The 20,716-nt window shown below is 69.5% G+C and carries 19 protein-coding genes; 16 read left to right on the forward strand and 3 right to left on the reverse strand.

Annotated features, from left to right (window positions below; all coding sequences use genetic code 11):
- Nucleotides 1–36: 36 nt before the first annotated feature.
- The 6 genes from OSC27_RS03175 to OSC27_RS03200 all read left to right on the forward strand — a co-directional run bounded on the left by OSC27_RS03175 (nt 37) and on the right by OSC27_RS03200 (nt 7,655).
- A complete protein-coding gene (locus OSC27_RS03175; protein WP_267179959.1) occupies nt 37–468 on the forward strand; it encodes a VanZ family protein in 432 nt (143 codons plus the stop codon).
- 317 nt (nt 469–785) lie between these two features.
- Nucleotides 786–3,077 (forward strand): polyribonucleotide nucleotidyltransferase, encoded by a 2,292-nt coding sequence (locus tag OSC27_RS03180; RefSeq protein ID WP_267179960.1) that lies wholly within the window; start codon nt 786–788, stop codon nt 3,075–3,077.
- Nucleotides 3,078–3,465: 388 nt separating this feature from the next.
- Complete coding sequence (gene pdhA / locus OSC27_RS03185) at nt 3,466–4,632, forward strand: pyruvate dehydrogenase (acetyl-transferring) E1 component subunit alpha (protein WP_267179961.1); 1,167 nt, start codon at nt 3,466–3,468, stop codon at nt 4,630–4,632.
- A complete protein-coding gene (locus tag OSC27_RS03190) occupies nt 4,629–5,639 on the forward strand; it encodes an alpha-ketoacid dehydrogenase subunit beta (RefSeq protein ID WP_267179962.1) in 1,011 nt (336 codons plus the stop codon). Before pdhA ends, OSC27_RS03190 begins: the two co-directional genes overlap by 4 nt.
- Complete coding sequence (locus OSC27_RS03195; protein ID WP_267179963.1) at nt 5,636–6,901, forward strand: dihydrolipoamide acetyltransferase family protein; 1,266 nt, start codon at nt 5,636–5,638, stop codon at nt 6,899–6,901. Before OSC27_RS03190 ends, OSC27_RS03195 begins: the two co-directional genes overlap by 4 nt.
- Nucleotides 6,902–7,001: 100 nt before the next feature.
- Entirely contained in the window at nt 7,002–7,655 is a 654-nt protein-coding gene (locus OSC27_RS03200; RefSeq protein ID WP_267179964.1) for a VOC family protein, read from the forward strand.
- A 95-nt stretch (nt 7,656–7,750) separates the two neighbouring features.
- Here the strand turns inward: OSC27_RS03200 and OSC27_RS03205 are convergent, their stop codons facing one another.
- Nucleotides 7,751–8,395 carry a TetR/AcrR family transcriptional regulator gene (locus tag OSC27_RS03205; protein ID WP_267179965.1) on the reverse strand — a complete coding sequence of 215 codons (645 nt, stop codon included), beginning with the start codon at nt 8,393–8,395 and terminating at the stop codon, nt 7,751–7,753.
- An 89-nt stretch (nt 8,396–8,484) separates the two neighbouring features.
- On the opposite strand from OSC27_RS03205, the gene OSC27_RS03210 reads away from it, so the two are divergent.
- The 6 genes from OSC27_RS03210 to OSC27_RS03235 all read left to right on the forward strand — a co-directional run bounded on the left by OSC27_RS03210 (nt 8,485) and on the right by OSC27_RS03235 (nt 16,008).
- Nucleotides 8,485–10,035: a carboxyl transferase domain-containing protein gene (locus tag OSC27_RS03210; RefSeq protein WP_267179966.1), complete on the forward strand. Its 1,551-nt coding sequence runs from the start codon at nt 8,485–8,487 to the stop codon at nt 10,033–10,035.
- A 5-nt stretch (nt 10,036–10,040) separates the two neighbouring features.
- Entirely contained in the window at nt 10,041–12,200 is a 2,160-nt protein-coding gene (locus OSC27_RS03215; RefSeq protein WP_267179967.1) for a biotin carboxylase N-terminal domain-containing protein, read from the forward strand.
- Complete coding sequence (locus OSC27_RS03220) at nt 12,197–13,378, forward strand: acyl-CoA dehydrogenase family protein (protein WP_267179968.1); 1,182 nt, start codon at nt 12,197–12,199, stop codon at nt 13,376–13,378. Before OSC27_RS03215 ends, OSC27_RS03220 begins: the two co-directional genes overlap by 4 nt.
- Nucleotides 13,379–13,422: 44 nt before the next feature.
- Nucleotides 13,423–13,896 carry a MaoC family dehydratase gene (locus OSC27_RS03225; protein WP_267179969.1) on the forward strand — a complete coding sequence of 158 codons (474 nt, stop codon included), beginning with the start codon at nt 13,423–13,425 and terminating at the stop codon, nt 13,894–13,896.
- Complete coding sequence (locus OSC27_RS03230) at nt 13,893–14,708, forward strand: HpcH/HpaI aldolase/citrate lyase family protein (RefSeq protein WP_267179970.1); 816 nt, start codon at nt 13,893–13,895, stop codon at nt 14,706–14,708. Before OSC27_RS03225 ends, OSC27_RS03230 begins: the two co-directional genes overlap by 4 nt.
- Nucleotides 14,709–14,949: 241 nt before the next feature.
- A complete protein-coding gene (locus tag OSC27_RS03235; RefSeq protein WP_267179971.1) occupies nt 14,950–16,008 on the forward strand; it encodes an aldo/keto reductase in 1,059 nt (352 codons plus the stop codon).
- Between the two features lie 8 nt (nt 16,009–16,016).
- On the opposite strand, the gene OSC27_RS03240 is transcribed toward OSC27_RS03235, so the two are convergent.
- Nucleotides 16,017–16,607, reverse strand: a complete 591-nt coding sequence (locus OSC27_RS03240) for a TetR/AcrR family transcriptional regulator (RefSeq protein WP_267179972.1) — start codon at nt 16,605–16,607, stop codon at nt 16,017–16,019.
- A gap of 182 nt (nt 16,608–16,789) precedes the next feature.
- On the opposite strand from OSC27_RS03240, the gene OSC27_RS03245 reads away from it, so the two are divergent.
- Together OSC27_RS03245 and OSC27_RS03250 are read left to right on the forward strand one after the other, a co-directional pair.
- Nucleotides 16,790–18,166 (forward strand): M16 family metallopeptidase, encoded by a 1,377-nt coding sequence (locus OSC27_RS03245; protein ID WP_267179973.1) that lies wholly within the window; start codon nt 16,790–16,792, stop codon nt 18,164–18,166.
- Nucleotides 18,167–18,196: 30 nt separating this feature from the next.
- Nucleotides 18,197–18,799 (forward strand): histidine phosphatase family protein, encoded by a 603-nt coding sequence (locus OSC27_RS03250; protein WP_267179974.1) that lies wholly within the window; start codon nt 18,197–18,199, stop codon nt 18,797–18,799.
- Between the two features lie 39 nt (nt 18,800–18,838).
- Here the strand turns inward: OSC27_RS03250 and OSC27_RS03255 are convergent, their stop codons facing one another.
- Complete coding sequence (locus tag OSC27_RS03255) at nt 18,839–19,399, reverse strand: GNAT family N-acetyltransferase (protein WP_267179975.1); 561 nt, start codon at nt 19,397–19,399, stop codon at nt 18,839–18,841.
- A 70-nt stretch (nt 19,400–19,469) separates the two neighbouring features.
- On the opposite strand from OSC27_RS03255, the gene dapB reads away from it, so the two are divergent.
- Both dapB and OSC27_RS03265 read left to right on the forward strand, forming a co-directional pair.
- Nucleotides 19,470–20,261 (forward strand): 4-hydroxy-tetrahydrodipicolinate reductase, encoded by a 792-nt coding sequence (dapB, locus tag OSC27_RS03260; RefSeq protein ID WP_323373899.1) that lies wholly within the window; start codon nt 19,470–19,472, stop codon nt 20,259–20,261.
- Nucleotides 20,258–20,713: a hypothetical protein gene (locus tag OSC27_RS03265; protein ID WP_267179976.1), complete on the forward strand. Its 456-nt coding sequence runs from the start codon at nt 20,258–20,260 to the stop codon at nt 20,711–20,713. The genes dapB and OSC27_RS03265 overlap by 4 nt, the downstream gene beginning before the upstream one ends.
- The last annotated feature ends 3 nt before the right edge of the window (nt 20,714–20,716 follow it).

Below are 20,716 nucleotides of genomic sequence, written 5' to 3' on the forward strand. Positions count from 1 at the left end.
CGGCATCCGCACAGCGGCATGCGGCATCATGGCAGCATGCTGCATCGCCACCCCGTGCTCGCGCTCATCACGGTGGCATACCTCGCGTTCGTCGGATGGCTGACGCTTGGCCCGCAGCCCGTCGACACGGCTCACGACAGCTGGCTGTGGCAGTTGCTGCGCGTCCTGCAGCAATACGACGCGACCTCGTGGATCACCTATTCCCGACTCGAGTTCGGCGCGAACATGGCGATGTTCTTTCCCGTCGGCCTGTTCTTCCTGCTGCTGCTCGGGCGGCGCTACTGGTGGCTGTCGATCTTCCTCGCGTTCGCCCTCACCGCGGGCATCGAGAGCGCCCAGCTGTCGATCCCTGGTCGAGTGTTGGATGTGCGGGACATCATCTCGAACACCACGGGCGGCGCGCTCGGCGTCTTCGTCGGGCTGATCCTCACCTGGCGGCCGACGGCGAGGAGCACACGCACGGCCTGAGCCGCAATACCGGGGTTCGCACAGGCCACTCTGGTAGTCTTTTCACGGTTGACCGGGCCATCCGGTCGCCAGACAATCGAATACCGAGCATTACATAACGGAGCAGGCCGGCACGAAGCTGGTCATCGGTGGTGATATCCCGTCTCGAACGGTGTATTTCTACTGTTGGCCAGAGCAGAAGCCAAAGCGCCTACCGCCCTCTCGGGCGAGCGCCCCTTCCTGCCCGCTCCTGCTCCTTGACGAGCCGCGCCCACACGGGGTGCGGTGCTTCGCGCCGGTTATGGCGAGAAGAGAACAACGTAAGGAGAAACCCCCCTATGGAGGGTCCAGAAATCAAGTTCGCCGAGGCCGTTCTCGACAACGGCAAGTTCGGCAAGCGCACGGTCCGGTTCGAGGCCGGCCGCCTCGCGCAGCAGGCCCAGGGCGCGGTCGCCGCCTACCTCGATGAGGACACCATGCTCCTCTCCGCCACGAGCATCGGAAAGCAGCCGAAGGACAACTTCGACTTCTTCCCGCTCACCATCGACGTCGAAGAGCGCAGCTACGCCGCGGGCAAGATCCCCGGCTCGTTCTTCCGCCGCGAGGGCCGCCCCTCGACCGAGGCCATCCTCGTCTGCCGCCTGATCGACCGCCCGCTCCGCCCGTCGTTCGTGACGGGGCTGCGCAACGAGGTTCAGGTCGTCATCACGGTGCTCTCGATCGCACCGGGTGAGTACTACGACTCGCTCGCGATCAACGCGGCATCCGCCTCGAGCCAGATCTCGGGCGTGCCCTTCTCAGGCCCGATCGCCGGCGTGCGCCTCGCGCTCATCCCCGGCGCGTCGAAGGCCGACGACCAGTGGGTCGTCTTCCCGAACCACGAGCAGGTGCAGGAGGCCGTCTTCGACCTCGTCGTCGCCGGCCGCGTCGTCACAGACAACAACGGCAACGACGACGTCGCGATCATGATGGTCGAGGCCGAGGCCACCGAGAACAGCTGGAACCTGATCAAGGGCGGCGCCACCAAGCCGAGCGAAGACGTCGTGGCCGAGGGCCTCGAGGCTGCGAAGCCGTTCATTCGCCAGCTGGTCGACGCGCAGGCCGAGCTCGCACGCCAGGCCGCGAAGCCGCTCGTCGAGTACCCCGTCTTCCTGCCGTACGCGCAGGAGACCTACGACGCCGTCGCCGGGTTCGCCTACGACGAGCTCGTGCAGGTGTACCAGATCGCCGCCAAGATCGAGCGTCAGGACGCGGATGACGCGCTCAAGGCGCGTGCCAAGGAGTTCATCGCGGGCAAGGTCGCGGCGGGCGAGCTGCCCGAGTCCGCGAACGGCGAGGTGTCGGCCGCGTACAAAGCGGTCACCAAGGTCGTCGTGCGAGGACGCATCCTTCGTGACGGCGTTCGCATGGACGGTCGTGGGCTTGCGGATATCCGCCCGCTCGACGCCGAGGTGCAGGTCATCCCGCGCGTGCACGGCTCCGCCATCTTCCAGCGCGGCGAGACCCAGATCCTGGGTGTCACCACGCTCAACATGCTGAAGATGGAGCAGCAGATCGACTCGCTGAGCCCGATCACCAAGAAGCGCTACCTGCACCACTACAACTTCCCGCCGTACTCGACCGGTGAGACCGGCCGTGTCGGCAGCCCGAAGCGCCGCGAGATCGGGCACGGCTTCCTCGCCGAGCGCGCGCTCGCGCCGGTGCTGCCGAGCCGCGAGGAGTTCCCGTACGCCATCCGCCAGGTCTCCGAGGCGCTGGGCTCCAACGGCTCCACGTCGATGGGTTCCGTCTGCGCATCGACCCTGTCGCTGCTGAACGCCGGCGTGCCGCTGCGCGCCCCGGTCGCCGGCATCGCCATGGGCCTCGTCTCCGACACCGTCGACGGCGAGACCCGCTACGCGGCGCTCACCGACATCCTCGGTGCCGAAGACGCCCTGGGCGACATGGACTTCAAGGTTGCAGGCACGAGCGAGTTCGTCACCGCCATCCAGCTCGACACGAAGCTCGACGGCATCCCGTCGTCGGTGCTCGATGCCGCGCTGAAGCAGGCGAAGGATGCGCGTACGACGATCCTCTCGGTGCTGAACGCCGCGATCGACCAGCCTGACGAGATGGCGCCTACCGCCCCCCGCGTCATCAGCGTGCAGATCCCCGTCGACAAGATCGGCGAGCTGATCGGCCCGAAGGGCAAGACGATCAACGCCATTCAGGACGAGACCGGTGCCGACATCTCGATCGAGGAAGACGGCACCGTGTACATCGGTGCGGTCGACGGCCCCTCGGCTGAGGCGGCGCGCGCGCAGGTCAACGCCATCGCCAACCCGACGAACCCGGAGGTCGGCGAGCAGTTCCTCGGAACGGTCGTGAAGATCGCCGCCTTCGGCGCGTTCGTCTCGCTGCTGCCCGGCAAGGACGGCCTGCTGCACATCTCTGAGGTGCGCAAGCTCGCCGGCGGCAAGCGTGTCGAGAACGTAGACGACGTGCTCGGTGTCGGCCAGAAGATCCTCGTGGAGATCACGAAGATCGACGACCGCGGCAAGCTGTCGCTCGCGCCGGTCATCGCCGACGAGTCCGGCAGCGACGCAAAGCCCGAAGGCGCGACGGAACCGGCTGAGGGCGCCGACGCGTAACACTGAGATCCACAACGGATGCCCGCCCCGCACTGCCGGGGTGGGCATCCGCTCGTTAACCCGCGCGTCTTCCTTCCTTCTCGAGGCTCCCGGGACCCGAAATTGGTTCCCGGACCCCCTGTAAGTGGTCCCGGGACGCTGTTTCGGGTCCCGGGACCGCTTAAGCGAGACGGGTGACCGGTGGCGAACGGCGACTGCGCAAAGTGACCGGATGAGCGCGGCCGGGAGTGCCGGTGGTGAGCAGATTGCGCACCGGCATCCGCTTCTCTTGTACACGCTGATGTGCGCGCGTAGCCTGAGGGCACTTTCGGCGACGAGGCCGAGGGTCGGGCGCGGGCGCCACAAGCGGCCGTGACCGTCATCGCGACAGCAAAGGTTGCGTGGACGAATGTCGACCGAGACAGTGTGGAGTGGGACGGCCAAGGAGCGCCTGGGCGCCGCAGACCTGCCGGAGCACACGGGCAGGGCGGCGTCGGATACCTCTGACGTTGTGCAGCTCATCACCGCGAGCGGAACCCGCATCGACGACCCGCAGTACTCGCCGTGGGTTGCTGACGTCACGAGCGAGCAACTGCTCTCGCTCTTCGAGGACATGGTCGTGGTGCGCCGGATCGACACCGAGGCGACCGCACTGCAGCGCCAGGGACAGCTGGGGCTCTGGCCGCCGTTGCTCGGCCAGGAGGCCGCGCAGGTCGGGTCCGCTCGGGCACTGCGCGACGATGACTTCGTCTTCTCCACCTACCGCGAGAACGCGGTCGCGTACTGCCGCGGTGTTGCGCCAACCGACCTCATGCGCGTGTGGCGCGGAACGGCGGCATCCGGCTGGAACCCATACGACGTGGGCATGGCGACGCCGCAGGTGATCATCGGCGCCCAGACCCTGCACGCCGTCGGCTACGGCCTCGGCCTGCAGAACGACGGTGTCGACTCGGCCGTCGTCTCGTACTTCGGTGACGGTGCGACGAGCCAAGGCGACGTGAGCGAGGCGCTCGTCTTCGCCGCGACCTACCGCACCCCCGTCGTCTTCTTCTGCCAGAACAATCAGTGGGCCATCTCAGAGCCCGTCACGCTACAGGCCCAGCGCGCCATCGCCGATCGAGCGCCTGGCTTCGGGATCCCCGCCGTGCGCGTCGACGGCAACGACGTGCTCGGGGTGCTCGCGGTCACGCGCGTGGCGCTTGAGCGGGCGCGGCGCGGCGAGGGGCCGACCTTCATCGAGGCGGTCACCTACCGCATGGGACCGCACACGACCGCCGACGACCCCACCCGGTATCGCGACCCCGACGAACTGACGCTCTGGGCCGCCAAGGATCCGATCGACCGGCTCGCCGAACTGCTGCGTGCCAGCGGCGACCTCACGAGCGAGCGTGAGCGCGCGGTGGGCGAGAGCGCCGACCGTGTCGCCGCCGAGGTGCGGGCCGGCTGCATGGGGCTCGCCGATCCTGAGCCGCTCGCCGTCTTCGACCACGTCTACGCCGAGCCGCACTCCGGCCTCGCGGCCCAGCGCGACGCCTACGAGCGCTACCTGGCCATGTTCGAGGCGCCGGCATCATGACGACCCTCACCATGGCGAAGGCGATCAACGCGGGCCTGAAGCAGGCCATGACCGACGACGACCGGGTCGTGCTCATGGGGGAGGACATCGGCACGCTCGGCGGCGTCTACCGGGTGACCGACGGGCTGCAGCGCGAGTTCGGCCAGCGCCGCGTCATGGACACCCCGCTCGCGGAATCCGGCATCCTCGGTGCCGCCGTCGGCCTCGCCTACCGCGGCTACCGGCCCGTGTGTGAGATCCAGTTCGACGGCTTCATCTACCCGGCGTTCGATCAGATCGTCAGCCAGGTGGCGCGCATGCACTCGCGCACGGCGGGCAACGTGCGCATGCCCATCACGATCCGCGTGCCGTTCGGCGGCGGCATCGGATCGGCCGAGCATCACTCCGACTCGCCAGAGGCCTACTTCGCGCACGCTGCCGGGTTGCGCGTGGTCGCCGTCTCGACGCCCCAGGACGCCTTCACGGTGATCCGCCAGGCCACCGCCTCGGACGACCCCGTGCTCTATTTCGAGCCCAAGCGCCGCTACCACGTGAAGGGCGAGGTCGACACGGATGCCGCGTTGTCGGCCGCGACGCCCATGGATCGTGCGCGCGTGGTCGTGCCCGGCACTGACGTGACCCTCGTCGCCTACGGTCCCATGGTCGCAACCGCCTGCGACGCGGCCATCGCCGCATCGGACGAGGGCGTCTCGATCGAAGTCGTCGACCTGCGTTCGCTCTCGCCCATCGACGTGGACACCCTCGTGGCCTCGGTGGCCAGGACGCGCAGGCTCGTCGTTGCGCACGAGGCCGCGCAGTCCGGCGGCCTGGGCGCCGAGGTCGCCGCCCTCGTGACCGAGCGCTGCTTCGACACGCTCGCCCACGCCCCGGTGCGCGTGACCGGCTTCGACATTCCCTACCCAGTGGCGAAGCTCGAGATGCAGCACGTGCCCGACCTCGACCGCATCCTCGATGGCGTCGATCGCGCCCTTGGCCGCGCCAACTCGCTGACGGGGGTGGTGGCATGACGACCGCGACGAAGGACTTCATGCTGCCCGACCTCGGCGAGGGCCTCACCGAGTCGCAGCTCGTCGCCTGGAACGTGCGCGTCGGCGACCGGGTCTCGCTCAACCAGTCCATCGCCGATGTCGAGACGGCGAAGGCGCTCGTCGAACTGCCCTCGCCATACGCGGGCGTCGTCTCCCGCCTCTACGTCGAGCCCGGCACCACGGTGGGCGTCGGCGAAAAGCTGCTCGCCTTCGACATCGACGAGACGGCGGATGCCGGTGAGACGCCCCCGCCCGCGGCAGCACCCCCGGCCGCCGCACCCCCAGCCACCGCACCCCCGACGGCAGCGCCCGCCGCGGCAGCATCCGCGGCGGCAGAGTCTCAGGCCGCAGAACCCGCGGCCGCTCCTCCCGCCGACGACTCCCCGCTGCCCAACCTCGTCGGCTACGGCGCAAAGGCCGAGACCGGCGCACGCCCTACCCGCCGCCCCCACACCCCGCCCACAGGCGGGCCCGGGAGTTCGCGCAGCGAGCGTCTCGAAACCCACCCCGCACGCCGGTCGAGCAGCTTGCAGCACGAGCGTATCGAAACCCGCACCCCCATCACCGGCGTGCGCCGCCACACCGCCGACGCGATGGTGCGCAGCGCTTTCACCGCCCCGCACGTCACGACGTTCCTCACGATCGACGTCACCCCGACGCTCGACCTGCTGACCCGCCTCCAGGGCTCTGGCGAGCTCGCAGGCCATCGCGTCACCGTCCTCACGGCAGTGGCGAAGGCGGTGTGTCTCGCGATCTCCCGCACCCCCGCCGTCAACGCGCACTGGGATGAGGAGGCGGGCGAGATCGTGCAGTTCGGAACGGTCAATCTCGGCATCGCGGCAGCGACCCCGCGCGGGCTCATGGTGCCAAACATCAAGAACGCCGAGGCCCTCACCCTGGCCGAACTCGCCGACGCGCTCACCGACCTCGTGACGACGGCGAAGGCCGGCCGCACGGGCCCCGAAGATCTGGCCGGCGGCACCATCTCCATCACGAACGTCGGCGTGTTCGGCGTCGACGCCGGCACGCCCATCCTGAACCCGGGCGAGGCGGCCATTCTCGCCCTCGGGGCCGTGCGGCGCCAACCGTGGGAGCACGAGGGCGGCATCGCGCTGCGCAGCGTCGTGACTCTGGCTCTCTCGTTCGACCACCGCCTGGTCGACGGCGAGCAGGGTTCCCGCTTCCTTGCGGATGTCGGACGCATCCTCTCCGATCCGGCTCGTCTCATCGCCATGATCTAGCCTCATCGCCAGGGTTGAGGGGGCGGGCCGTGTTCCCAGCGGCCCGGGTCACGGTCCGGCGGGTCTGGACTCCCGCGCACCGCTGGGGGAGAGTGGAGCCATGACCACTCTTACCCCGCAGGAGACAAGTGACCGCCTCGAGTCGACGGTCTTCGTGCACCTTGCCGGCGCCCTGCACGCCACGTACTCGACGAGCGACTTCGCCACGGCAGCCGCCCTCGTTGCCTCGATCGCCGTCGAAGCCGACGCCATGAACCACCACCCCGACGTGCGGCTCGGCTACGGCTCGGTCGGGGTCGAGCTCAGCTCGCACGACGAGGGCGGTGTCACCGATCGCGACATCGAGCTGGCAGAGAGAATCCAGGGCCTTGCGGATGCCGCCGGCGCGACCACCGAGCACGTGCACCCGTCCGGCTACGAGCTGGGCATCGACACGGTCGATGCCGAGCGCATCCGCCCGTTCTGGCGTGCCGCAATGGACTACGCGGAGCAGCCAGAAGACAACGGTGAGATCACGCTGGTGGACCCGCGGGGAGTCGGCCCGGCCATCTGGTTCCAGCACATGGACCCGCCGCGCACCGACCGCAATCGCATCCACCTCGACGTATACGTGCCGAGCGTCGAGGCCGAAGAGCGTGTGCGCTCGGTGCTCGAGAACGGCGGCACCCTGGTGACCGACGAGCACGCGCCGAGCTGGTGGGTTCTGGCCGACGTGGAGGGCAACGAGCTCTGCATCTGCACGTCTGAGAGCTGATCCGCTCAGCGTTCGCGCCAGCCGCTCAGCGTTCAGCCGCTCAGCGTTCAGCCGCTCAGCGTGTCAGCCGCTCAGCGTGTCAGCCGCTCAGCGTGTCAGCCGCTCAGGCCCGCCCACGCCATCTGCTCGAGCACGGGCCGCACGGCCGCGGCGTCGTCTGAACGCGCCCGCAGCCCCACGCTGTGCGGCGTCGAGTTGATGAGGCCGAACGTCGCCTGCACGCGGAAGCGCAGCTGCTCGGGTGCGAGTTCGGGCCTCAGCTGGGCGAGAACGCCCATCCACAGCTCGATGTAGCGGCGTTGCAGGCTGCGAACGGCCCGGCGCTCTGGCACCGCGAGGCTGTCGAGGTCGCGGTCCTGCACGCGAATGACGTCGGGCTTGCCGAGGGCGAAGGCAACGTGGAAGCGGATCAGCGCGTGCAGCGCCTCGTGCGGATCCGGCGCGCGCTCGACGACGTCGGTTCCGCCCGCGAGCAGATCCTCACTCACACCCACGAGCAGCGCGGCGAGCACGGCCTGCTTGCCGGCGAAGTGGCGGTACACCGCAGGCCCGCTCACGCCCGCAGCCATGCCGAGCTCATCCATCGTGACGCCGTTGAAACCGCGGCGGGCGAAGAGCCCCGCGGCCGCGTCGAGCAGGGTGCGGCGCCTCGTGGCCTTGGCCGCGCCGCGGGGGGTGAGGGGTTCGGCAAGGTCAGCCGCCGTGCCAGACGACTCCGTTCCGACCGCCTCGTGGCGCATCCGCTTGCCTCGCTCGCTCTCGACATTTCGGTTAATGAATACTAACGTGTGGAGTGAGTTAAGAACCATTAACCGAAAGCGGTGATGACGTGACGCAGCGCACCCTGGTCGACGAGCTGCACCGGCGCCTGGCGCAGGTCGCCCTCGGCGGGCCGGAGCGAAGCAGGCAGCGTCACCTCGAGCGCGGCAAGCTGCTGCCGCGCGAGCGCATCGACCGGCTGCTCGACAACGGCAGCCCGTTTCTCGAGATCGCACCGCTCGCCGCGTGGGGCATGTACGACGACGCGAGCCCGGCCGCCGGTGTCATCGCGGGCATCGGCCTCGTACACGGCCGGCACGTGCTCGTGATCAGCAACGATGCAACCGTCAAGGGTGGCACCTACTACCCGATGACGGTCAAGAAGCACCTGCGGGCGCAGGAGATTGCGCTCGAGAACCGGCTGCCGTGCGTGTACCTCGTCGACTCCGGCGGCGCGTTCCTGCCGATGCAGGACGAGGTGTTCCCCGACCGCGAGCACTTCGGCCGCATCTTCTACAACCAGGCGCGCATGTCGGCCGCGCGCATCCCGCAGATCGCGGCGGTGCTCGGCTCGTGCACGGCGGGCGGTGCGTACGTACCCGCGATGAGCGACGAGACGGTGATCGTGCGCGGGCAGGGCACCATCTTCCTCGGCGGCCCGCCTCTCGTGAAGGCGGCGATCGGCGAGGTCGTGACCGCCGAGGAGCTGGGCGGGGGAGAGCTGCACGCGCGCGTCTCCGGTGTGACCGACCACCTCGCCGACGACGACGAGCACGCGCTCGAGATCGTGCGGCGGATCGTCTCGACGCTTCCCGAGCCCGAGCCGCGAGCGTGGGCGATGCGCCCGCCCGCCGACCCCGCCGTGCCCACCGAGACTTTGGCCGACCTCGTGCCGGTCGACGTGCAGCAGCCCTACGACGTGCACGAGGTGATCACGCGGCTGGTCGATGCCGGCGAATTCCACGAGTTCAAGGCCGAGTACGGCGCCACGCTCGTCACCGGCTTTGCGCACATCGAGGGTCATCCCGTCGGTATCGTCGCGAACAACGGCGTGCTCTTCAGCGAGTCTGCGCTGAAGGGCGCGCACTTCATTGAACTGTGCGACCAGCGCGGCATCCCGCTCGTCTTCCTGCAGAACATCTCGGGCTTCATGGTGGGCACGGATGCGGAGGCCGGCGGCATCGCCAAGCACGGCGCGAAGATGGTGACCGCCGTCGCCACCTGCCGTGTGCCGAAACTCACCGTCGTCATCGGCGGCTCGTTCGGGGCCGGCAACTACTCGATGTGTGGTCGCGCGTATTCGCCCCGATTCCTGTGGATGTGGCCGGCCGCGCGTATCTCGGTCATGGGCGGGGCGCAGGCGGCATCCGTTCTCGCCACCGTCACCCGCGACACGCGTCAGGCGCGCGGCGAAGACTGGTCGGCCGACGAGGAGGCCGCGTTCCGCGCCCCCATCCTCGAGCAATACGAGCGGCAGGGCGACCCGTACTACTCGAGCGCGCGCCTCTGGGACGACGGCATCATCGACCCCGCCGACACCCGCACCGTGCTCGCTCTCGCGCTCGACGTGTGCTCACGCGCCCCGCTGCCCGAGCCGGCCTTCGGCCTGTTCAGGATGTGACGGCCATGTTCGACACCGTGCTCGTCGCCAACCGGGGTGAGATCGCCTGCCGCATCATGCGCACGCTGGCTGCGCTCGGCATCCGCTCGATCGCCGTCTTCAGCGAGGCGGACCGTGGGGCCAAACACGTGAGGCTAGCGGATGCCGCCGTCTGCATCGGCCCCGCGCCCGCCGCGGCAAGCTACCTCAACGTGGCCGCCCTCATCGCCGCAGCCCGCGCCACCGGGGCGCAGGCGATCCATCCCGGATACGGATTCCTCTCGGAGAGCGCCGGCCTCGCCGCCGCCTGCGCCGACGCCGGAATCGTGTTCGTCGGCCCCGGCGTGCACGCGCTCGAGGTCATGGGCGACAAGATCCGGGCGAAGGAGCAGGCGGAGTCTGCCGGTGTCGCCACCATTCCCGGCGAGGCGCGGCCCGGAATGAGCGACGACGCGCTCCAGGCGGCGGCGGAGCGCATCGGCTTCCCCGTGCTCGTCAAACCGTCCGCTGGCGGGGGCGGCAAAGGCATGCAGGTGGCGAGGAATGCGGCCGAGCTCGGTGAGGCGCTTCCGGCCGCGCGACGCGTGGCCGCATCCGCTTTCGGCGACGACACCCTCTTTCTCGAGCGCCTCATCGAGAGGCCGAGGCACATCGAGGTGCAGGTGCTCGCCGACACGCACGGCGCGATCGTGCACCTGGCCGAGCGCGAGTGCTCGCTGCAGCGCCGGCACCAGAAGGTCATTGAGGAGGCACCCTCCCCGGTCATTGACGAGCCCACCCGCGCCCGGCTCGGCGACGCGGCCTGTCGCATCGCCCACAGCGTCGACTACGTTGGCGCGGGAACCATCGAGTTCCTCATCTCTGACGAGCGGCCCGACGAGTTCTTCTTCATGGAGATGAACACCAGGCTGCAGGTCGAGCACCCCGTCACCGAACTCGTCACGGGCATCGACCTGGTCGAGCAGCAATTGCGGGTCGCGGCAGGCGAACCGCTCGCGTTCACGCAGGCCGACGTACGACGTGAGGGCCACGCCGTCGAGGCGAGGCTCTACGCCGAGAACCCCGAGCGCGGCTTCCTACCCACCTCGGGCACCGTGCTCGCCCTGCATGAGCCGAGCGGCGCCGGCGTGCGCGTCGACAGCGGGCTCGCCGTCGGCACCGTCGTCGGATGCGACTACGACCCCATGCTCGCCAAGATCGTCGCGCACGGCGCCGACCGGGCCGAGGCCCTCGCCCGGCTCGAGGCGGCGCTCGCGCACACCGTTGTGCTCGGCGTGCCGACGAACGCAGAGTACCTGCGCGCCCTCGTCGCCGACCCTGACGTGCGCGCGGGCCGTCTCGACACGGGGCTCATCGAGAACCGGCTCGCCGAGATGCGGTTCCGTACGGTCGGCGCCCCCGCGCTCGCCGCCGCCGCGCTCCTCATGCACGGCGAGGCGCAGAGGAACGCCCGGTCAGCGGCGCAGGCGCGCGCGAGCGGCCTCTGGCAGCAACCGAGCGGATGGCGCCTCGCCGGCTCGGTGCCCTCCTCGTACGCGCTGGCAACCGGCGCCGACGCGCCCCCCGTCGTGGTGCTTGTCGACTCCGGGAGGACTCCGGCGAGCCGCGCTGGGAGCGACGGCGAGAGCGATGCTGGGACCGACGGCGAGAGCGCGGCCGGGAGCGACGGCGAGAGCGCGGCCGGCAGCGGTGCTGCGACGGTCACCATCGACGGTGCGGCCTACCGAGTACGCCTCGAATCTGACTCCGCCCGCGGCGGTTCTGCACTCCTCGAGCTCGACGGGGTCGTGACCCCGCTGACGCTCGCGCGAGACGGGGATGACATCTGGGTGGCGGAGGAGGGCTGCACCTGGATGCTGCAGGTGCACAGCCGTGAGCGTCTGCTCGCCGAGCGCCGCGCCGGCATGCAGCGGGGCACCGGTGCGGCGGGCGGGGAGATCCGCACGCCCATGCCGGGAACCGTGGTGCAGGTGGCCGCCGCCGACGGCGACGAGGTGGCCGAAGGCGACACGATCGTGATCGTCGAGGCGATGAAGATGGAGCACAGACTCCGCGCCCCTCAGCCGGGAGTGGTTCACCTTGAGGTCGGCAACGGAGAGAGGGTGCGCGTCGATCAGGTCGTCGCCCGGGTCGTCGCCGCCGGCGGCGGCGACGCATCCGCTGGTGAGGAAAGAGGAGAGAGATGACCGAATCGTTCGCAAGGCTGGAGCTGAGTGAGGAGCAGCGCCGGCTCGCCGAGACGGTGCGCGACTTCGCCGACACGGTCGTGGCACCGGCGGCATACGAGTACGACACGAAGCGCAGCCTTCCGTACGGCATCATCGCGCAGATGGGCGAGCTGGGGCTGTTCGGCCTGCCGTTCAGTGAGGAGTACGGCGGCCAGGGCAAGGACTATGTCTCCCTGTGCCTCGCGGTCGAGCAGCTCGCGCGCGTCGACCAATCGCTCGCGGTCACCCTCGAGGCGGGCGTCGGCCTCGGCATGATGCCCGTGTACCGGCGGGGCACCGAGGAGCAGAAGCAGCGGTGGCTGCCGGACTTGACGGCAGGGCGCGCGCTGGCGGGCTTCGGGCTGACCGAGGCCGACGCAGGCAGCGACGCGGGCAGCACCCGCACGACGGCCGAGCTCGTCGACGGCGAGTGGGTCATCAACGGCTCGAAGCAGTTCATCACCAACTCGGGCACCGATATCACGAGCCTCATCACCATCACCGCGGTCACGGGCGAATCAACGCGAGCAGACGGCAGCGTGAAGAAGGAGCTGTCGGCCATCCTCGTTCCCGCGGGAACGCCCGGTCTCACGGTCGAGCCGGGCTACGACAAGGTGGGCTGGCACACGTCCGACACGCACCCGCTCACGCTCAATGACGTGAGGGTGCCGGAGCAGAACCTGCTGGGCGAGCGCGGGCGCGGCTACGCCGACTTCCTCACCAGTCTCGACGAGGGCCGGGTGGCGTTCGCCGCGCTCTGCACCGGCGTCGCGCAGGGCTGCCTGGAGGAGGCCGCGCGCTACGCGAAGAGCCGCACCGTCTTCGGCCGCACCATCGGCTCGAACCAGCACATTGCATTCACGATCGCGCGCATGCAGGCGCGAACACAGGCGGCCAGGCTGGCGTGCTACGACGCCGCGTTCAAGCTGGCGGCCGGCCGGCCGTTCAAGCTTGAGGCATCGATCGCGAAGCTCGTGGCGAGCGAGGCCGCCGTCGCGAACGCGCACGACGCGTCGCAGATCTTCGGCGGCTACGGGTTCCTCAACGCCAACGTCGTGGGCCGGCACTACCGTGACTCCAAGATTCTCGAGGTGGGGGAGGGCACGACCGAGGTGCAACTCATGGTCATCGCCCGCTGCCTCGGGTTCGAGGCGTAGGCGGCCCGAGCGCGACGAGGGGCCAGATCGATGGCGAGGAGACGATGAAAGAGATCGAGCAGCGAGGCCTGTACTACGAGGAGTTCGAGCTGGAGACGCGCTACCTGCACCGCCCCGGCCGCACGGTCACAGAGGCGGACAACGTGCTCTTCACGACCCTCACCATGAACCCGCAGGCGCTGCATCTCGACGCCGCGTTCGCGGCGACGCAGCCGTTCGGTGAGCGTCTCGTGAACTCGCTCTTCACACTCTCCACCATTGTCGGCGCGTCGGTCGCGCAGCTCACGCAGGGCACCACGGTCGCGAACCTCGGCTTCGGTGAGGTGACGTTCCCGCATCCGCTCTTCCACGGCGACACCCTCTATTCCGAGACGATTGTGGAGGCCAAGCGTCTCTCGGTGTCGCGGCCGGGTCAGGGCATCGTGACGTTCATGCACATCGGCCGCAATCAGCGTGACGAGGTCGTGGCGACGGCGCGGCGCTCCGCCCTGGTCTGGTGTCAGGGGCGGCGTCCATGACCGCGTTCGAGCTCGGCCCCGCGCTGCTCTTCTGCCCCGCCGACCGGCCGGACCGTTACGAGAAGGCTGCGGCCCGGGCCGACGCCGTGATCCTCGATCTCGAGGACGCTGTCACTCCCGACGCCCGCCCTGCCGCCCGCGAGGCGCTGCGCCGGCATCCGCTCGACGCCTCGCGGACCATCGTTCGCCTCAACGAGCTCGGCACCAACGACAGCAGAGCGGATGCGGCGGCCGCCTCCGCGGCCGGCTATCGGTACGTCATGGTGCCGAAGGCCGACGATCCGGATGCCGTGGCGGCGCTGGAGTTCGACGTGATCGCCCTGTGCGAGACCGCGGCGGGAGTGCTCGCGGCCGAGCGGCTCGCGGGCCTGCCGAACGTCGTGGCGCTCATGTGGGGAGCGGAGGATCTGGTGGCCTCGCTCGGCGGCACCTCGAGCAGGCACCCCGACGGCCGCTACCGCGAGGTCGTTCGGCACGCCCGCTCTGCGGTGCTGCTCGCGGCGGCAGCTGCAGGCAAGGCGGCGATCGACACGGTGCACCTCGACATCGCTGCACTCGAGGCGCTCGCCGATGAGGCCTCGGATGCGGCGGCGGTCGGCTTCACCGCATCCGCCTGCATCCACCCCGGGCAGGTCGAGACGATTCGGGCGGCCTATCGACCGAGCGCCGACGAGCTCGCGTTCGCGCGCGATGTTCTGGCGGCCGCCGAGGGCAGGCCGGGCGCGTTCGCCTTCCGCGGCAGTATGGTCGACGCGCCGCTTCTGCGTCACGCGAGACAGGTGGTTGCCCGCTCGCACAGGCACGTCGAGTAGCGCGAAGCGCGCGTCCCCCACATGCCGGTCGAGTAGCGCGAAGAGCGCGTCCCCAACATGCCGGTCGAGTAGCGCGAAGCGCGTATCGAGACCCGTCCGCCCCCTCATATCCAAAGATTTGATAACAGTTCACTCGTGGCGTCATGGCAACGTCCGAGGCGTGGCATACGCTACGGAATATCGGGGCGATTCGCAGCCCGCTCCGGTACAAGACGGCATGGCGCGGGGGTGGGAGGCAACAATGGCGCAGAGCCTGCCGCACCGCGTCAAGAACCTGCTCACGGGCGTCACGCCGGCCATCACGAGACCGCCTACGGGCCCCGTCGAGACACCAGACGACATCGACGGCCGCCTCGATCTCACCGGTCCGCTCTCCATCGTGGCGCGTCGCCGTCTCGGCGAATCCGACCTGACGGTGCACCCCGTCGCGCTCGGCGCGCGAGAGTTCGGCACGAGCGTCGAAGACGAGGTGGCCAGGCGCATCCTCGACCGCTATGTCGCCCTCGGCGGCAACCTCATCGACACGGCCGACTCCGCCGGTCAGGGCGCCAGCGAGACCGTCATCGGGGCGTGGCTGCGTGAGCGAGGAATGCGCGACACCGTCGTTCTCTCCACCAAGGTAGGCAGGCATGCGGATGCCTCGGGGCTCGGCCCCGTCAGCATCGTTCGTGCCGTCGAGGCCTCTCTCGCCCGTCTCGGCACCGACCACATCGACCTGCTCTACCTCGACGGGGAAGACGCGCAGGTGCCGCTCGACGAGAGCCTGTCGACGGTCGAGTGGCTCATCGAGACCGGCAAGGTGCGCTGGCTCGCCGCCACCGGATTCTCGGCTGAGCGGCTGATGGAGGCGCGCATCCTGGCCTCCACGGGCCTGCCGCGGCTCGTCGCCGTGCAGAGCCCGTACAACCTCATGCACCGCACGGAATTCGAGAGCGGGCTGCGCATCGTGGCGTCGGCCCAGGGTCTTGCGGTCATGCCGCAGGCGGCGCTCGCTCACGGGTACCTCTCGGGGGCATTCCGCTCGCGCGCCGATCTCGGTCAGGCGTCCCCGGCGTCTGCCGCCGCGGGTCAATACCTCGGCAGGCGGGGGAGCAGAGTGCTGGCAGCGCTCGATCGCGTGGCGGCCGAGCTCGACACGACCGTGACGAGCGTGGCGCTCGCGTGGCTCCTCGCCAAGCGAGCCGTCGTCTCACCCGTCGTGACGGTGCGAGCCCCGGGGCAGGTGGATTCGCTGGTACTGGCCGCAAGCATCCGCCTCACACGCTCGCAGATGCGTGAGCTCGATCGCGTCTCAGAGTGAGGGAGGGCTCAGGCCTCTGCTTCGGCCAGCAGCCGCTCCGTCGAACGGTGCAGCGCCGCGTTCGCAGCGATGGAGTCGCCGACGTAGCCGCCGGCGAGGGCTCCGTCGCGGGCCAGCAGGTAGTCGTCTGCGGCGTTGCCGGGCTGCGGGTGGCCGATCGCTCGCATGAGCGCCTCGATGCGGTCGGCATACCAGTCACGATGTGCCGTCACGGCAACTCGAACCGGGTGCGCCGGGTCGGCGAACTGGGCGGCGGCGTTGATGAACGGGCAGCCACGGAAGCCTGTGCGGGTCGCCTCGACGCCGATCTTGACGGTGAGGGCGCGGATGACCTCGCGCGGGTCATCGAGCCGCGCTTCGGCGTCGTCGAGGAACTCGCGGATCTCGCGGTCGCGGCCCTCGACATAGGCGATGATCAGCAGATCCTTGGAACGGTAGTGCTTGTAGAAGGTCGCCTTCGTGACATGCGCGGCGGCGATGATGCGATCGACACCCACCGTGTGGATGCCTTCCGTGTAGAAGAGATCGTCGGCGGTCGCGAGGATCTTCACCTTCGAGGGAGCGGGCGGCCGGATGGCCGATCGGGCAGTAGCGGCCATCCGGCGCGGCTCCTTGTTACTCGGAGGAGGCGTTCGGGTCGCCTCCGGCGGTTCCGCGACAGGTGCAAGGGTGGGCCGCGGAAGTTCTTCTCGCACCAGTATAGCCTAGACAGACCTGTCTGTTTGTCCCCAAATCGTACAGACAGGAGACGACGGTCGCCGCTGGCGTAGGGTGGAGGGTGATGAACGGCGCAGTTGACCTCCCGCTCGGCGCTGCCGAACTCACGTTTGCAGCCACGGGCGATGCCCTGGTCAGGCGAACCGTTCTGCCGAGCGGCGTGCGAATCCTCAGCGAACACGTGCCCGGCTCGCGCACGGCGACGATCGGCTACTGGGTAGCGGTCGGGTCGAGAGATGAAACGGGTCCTCGCCCCGCAGGGGCTGGCGTGCTCGGTCACGCGTCGAGCTTCGGGTCAACGCACTTCCTCGAACATCTGCTCTTCAAGGGCACGGGCAGCCGCAGTGCGCTGGACATCGCGGTGGCCTTCGACTCGGTCGGCGGCGAGCACAATGCCATGACCGCCAAGGAATACACCTGCTACTACGCCAAGGTGCTCGACCGCGACCTGCCGATGGCGGCCGACGTGCTGACAGACATGATCACCTCGTCGGTCCTCGACAGCACCGAGTTCGAGAATGAGCGCGGGGTCATCCTGGAAGAGCTGGCGATGGCCGAGGACGACCCGGCAGATGTGGTGAACGAGAGGTTCTTCGAGGCCGTTCTCGGCGCGCATCCGCTTGGCCGGCCCATCGGTGGCAGCCCAGACGCCATCCGGGAGGCGACGCGGGAGGCCGTCTGGGGCCACTACCGATCCAACTACCGGCCGCAGGATCTCGTCATCACGGCAGCGGGCGCAGTTGACCACGATCGCCTCGTCTCGGACGTACAGCGCGCCCTCGTCGCGGCCGGCTGGGATCTCGGCCGGCGGGCGGCACCCGTGCCGCGCCGCGACGGCACGCCGGCCGACGCCTCCGGCACCGGTCGCCTCGTCACGGTGCAGCGGCCCATCGAACAGGCGAACATCCTCGTGGGCGTGCCGGGCATCACGGCCGGAGACGAGCGGCGCATGACCATGAGCGTGCTCAACTCGATTCTCGGTGGCGGCATGTCGAGCAGGCTGTTCCAGGAGGTGCGTGAGAAGCGTGGCCTCGCCTATTCAGTGTACTCGTTCTCTGCCGCGTTCTCTGACGCCGGGGTGTTCGGCCTCTACGCCGGCTGCTCGCCGGCGAAGGCACACGATGTCTCAGAGCTGCTCCTCGCCGAGCTGCACAGAATGGCCGAGCATGGCGTGAGTGCCGACGAGATGTCCCGGGCGGTCGGCCAGCTCTCGGGCGGGTCCGCCATCGCCCTCGAAGACTCCGACACGCGCATGTCGAGGCTGGGCCGCGCCGAGATCACGCTTGGCGAGTTCATCGACCTCGACGAGAGCCTGCGCCGGCTTGCTCGCGTCACCGCCGACGACGTGCGCGAGCTCGCCGCCGACCTCGCCTCTCGCTCCGTCTCCGTCGCCGCCGTCGGCGCGGTGGAGGAGAGCGCGTTCGATTCGATCGTCTCCTGACCTCAACGCAACAGAAGAAAGAGCCGCTCGATGCCCCACTACCTCTACCTCGTGCGCCACGGCGAGCAGCAGGACGCCGAATACGGAATGCCGGACGGCCCCCTCTCAAGCCGCGGCAAGCGGCAGGCCACGCTCATCGCCGAGCGCCTTGGCGGCGTCCCCTTCACGAACACATTCCACTCGCCGCTCAACCGCGCTGCCGAGACCGCGGCCATCATGGCAGAGCGGATGCCGGCGCTGAATCCGCAGCCGTCGAGCCTCCTGTTCGACTGCATCCCGTCGGGGCCGTCCCCCGAGATGCCGAAGGCGTTCGAATCGTTCTACGGAGCCATCACCGAGGCCGAGATCGAGGCAGGCAGGGCACAGATGGCGGATGCGGTCGATGAGTTCTTCGCGCCGGGTCGCGGCGATCGACATGACCTTCTCATCACCCACAACTTCGTCATCGGCTGGTTCGTGCGCCACGTCTTCGACGCGCCCGCATGGCGATGGATGGGCCTGAACCAGGCCAATTGCGGCCTCACCATCATCCGGGTGCGCTCGGCCAAGCCACCCGTGCTCGTGGTGCACAACGACCTCGGCCACCTGCCGGTCGAGCTGCGCACGGGCCTGCCAGAGCTCCAGCCCGTCTGAGCTCCGGCCCGGCCGGGCTCCAGCCAGCCTGCGCAGTCGCTAGAGCGACTTGCGGTACCAGGTCGTCGCGTTCGGGTTGTCGTTGTATGGGGCGATGCTCTCGTAGCCACTCGCCCGGTACAGGCCGCCGGCCGCCTCGAGGCTGTCGTTGGTATCGAGCACGACCTCGCTCGCCCCGAACGCGGCCGCCCGCCGCTCCAGCTCGGTCAGCAGTGCACGCCCAAGACCGCGCCCACGCGCCGCCGGGCTCAGCCACAGGTGCTTCACCTCGAAGCGCACGCGCTCCGCGTTCTGCACGGTCTCGGCCTCGGGAGCGCGCAGCGTGGTCGCGCCATCAACGGTCTGCTCGACGAGGCGGCGCAGACCGGAAGGGGCGGCCTGCGGAAGGCGGCGAATGCCGCCGCATCCGATCGCCGTGTCATCGTCGTCGACGACAACGAGGAAGACGCCTTCGGGTGCGACGAACTGCTCGGGCGCGGGGAAGGTCGTGCGGTAGCTGCCCTGGGCCTCGGGGAAGGTTTGCGCCCGCTCGGCGAAGTACGAGGCAAGCAGGTTGTGCGCGGTCGCCTCGTCCACCGCGCTCTCGCGAAAGGTCGTCACGCCACAAGCGTATGCGTGCTGAGCACGCCTGCCGTCGAATGCCACCGCGCCCACCGGCTAGATTGTCTTGGTGACTATTCGCGTGGCCGTGACCGGGGCAACCGGCAAGCTCGGCTCGGTGGCCGTGAGGCTCATCGAGCAGGCAGACGACCTCGAACTCGTCGCCGCCCTCGACTCGCGCACCTCGCTCGAGGCCATGCGGGGCGCCGATGTACTGCTCGACGTGACGCTGCCCAGCGTGAGCGAGCGCATCGTGCGGTACGGGCTCGACGAGGGGCTCAACGTCGTCGTCGGCACGTCGGGCTGGTCGGCCGAACGCATCGCGGGCGTGGCTGGCGGCCTCGGCGCCGAACAGGGCGTCATCGTCATTCCCAATTTCTCTCTCGGCTCGGCGCTCGCAACCTCGTTCGCGGCCCAGGCGGCCACGTTCTTCGACTCCATCGAGATCATCGAGGCGCATCGCGCGACCAAGATCGACTCGCCCTCGGGAACCGCCGTTCGCACCGCCGAGCTCATCGGCGAGGCGCGGGCCCAAGTGGGTCCGCCGCTCGCGCCGCACTCCGACCAGCGCGCGCGGGGCCAGCAGGTGGCGGGCGTGCCCATCCACAGCATGCGGGTCAACGGCCTCGCCGCACGCCAGCAGGTGCTGCTCGGCGGCCAGGGCGAGACGCTCACGATCACGCACGACACCCTCGACTCGAGCGCATACGAGGCAGGAATCCTTCTCGCCCTTCGCCGCGCGGCCACGCAGCGCGGCATCACGGTCGGCCTCGAGAACCTGATCGACCTGTCGGGTGCGCCAACCGGCGGCCGTCCGTCGAAAACCGGTGCCCGCCCGGAGAAGAGCGGCCCCGCCGAATGAAGAATCGCGTCGCCGCCCTCGTCATGGCGGCGCTCCTGCTCCTCTACATCGTGCTGGTCGGCCAGCGCGCCATTCTGCTGCTCGCCTCCGGCAACGGCGTCGGCATCGCCATGGGTGTTGCGCTCATCGTCATGCCGATCGTGGCGGTGTGGGCGCTGGCACGCGAGCTGCTCTTCGGCCTGCACACCGAGCGGCTCGTCGCCATTCTCGACGCCGAGGGCGGGCTACCAGAGGAGGAGCTGCCGCATCGCGAAAGTGGCCGGCCGCTACGAGACGCCGCCGACGAGCAGTTCCCCGCGTTCGCGCACGAGGTCGAGCAGCAGCCCGAGAGCTGGCGCGCGTGGTTCCGGCTGGGGCTCGCGTACGACGCATCGGGCGACCGGCGCAGGGCGAGAGCCGCGTTGCGTCGCGCGATCGAGCTGCATCGGCGCGAGCCCGCGCATCCGGCCTGATCT

It is taken from the genome of Microbacterium sp. STN6 (assembly GCF_026410545.1).
GTDB lineage: Bacteria > Actinomycetota > Actinomycetes > Actinomycetales > Microbacteriaceae > Root112D2.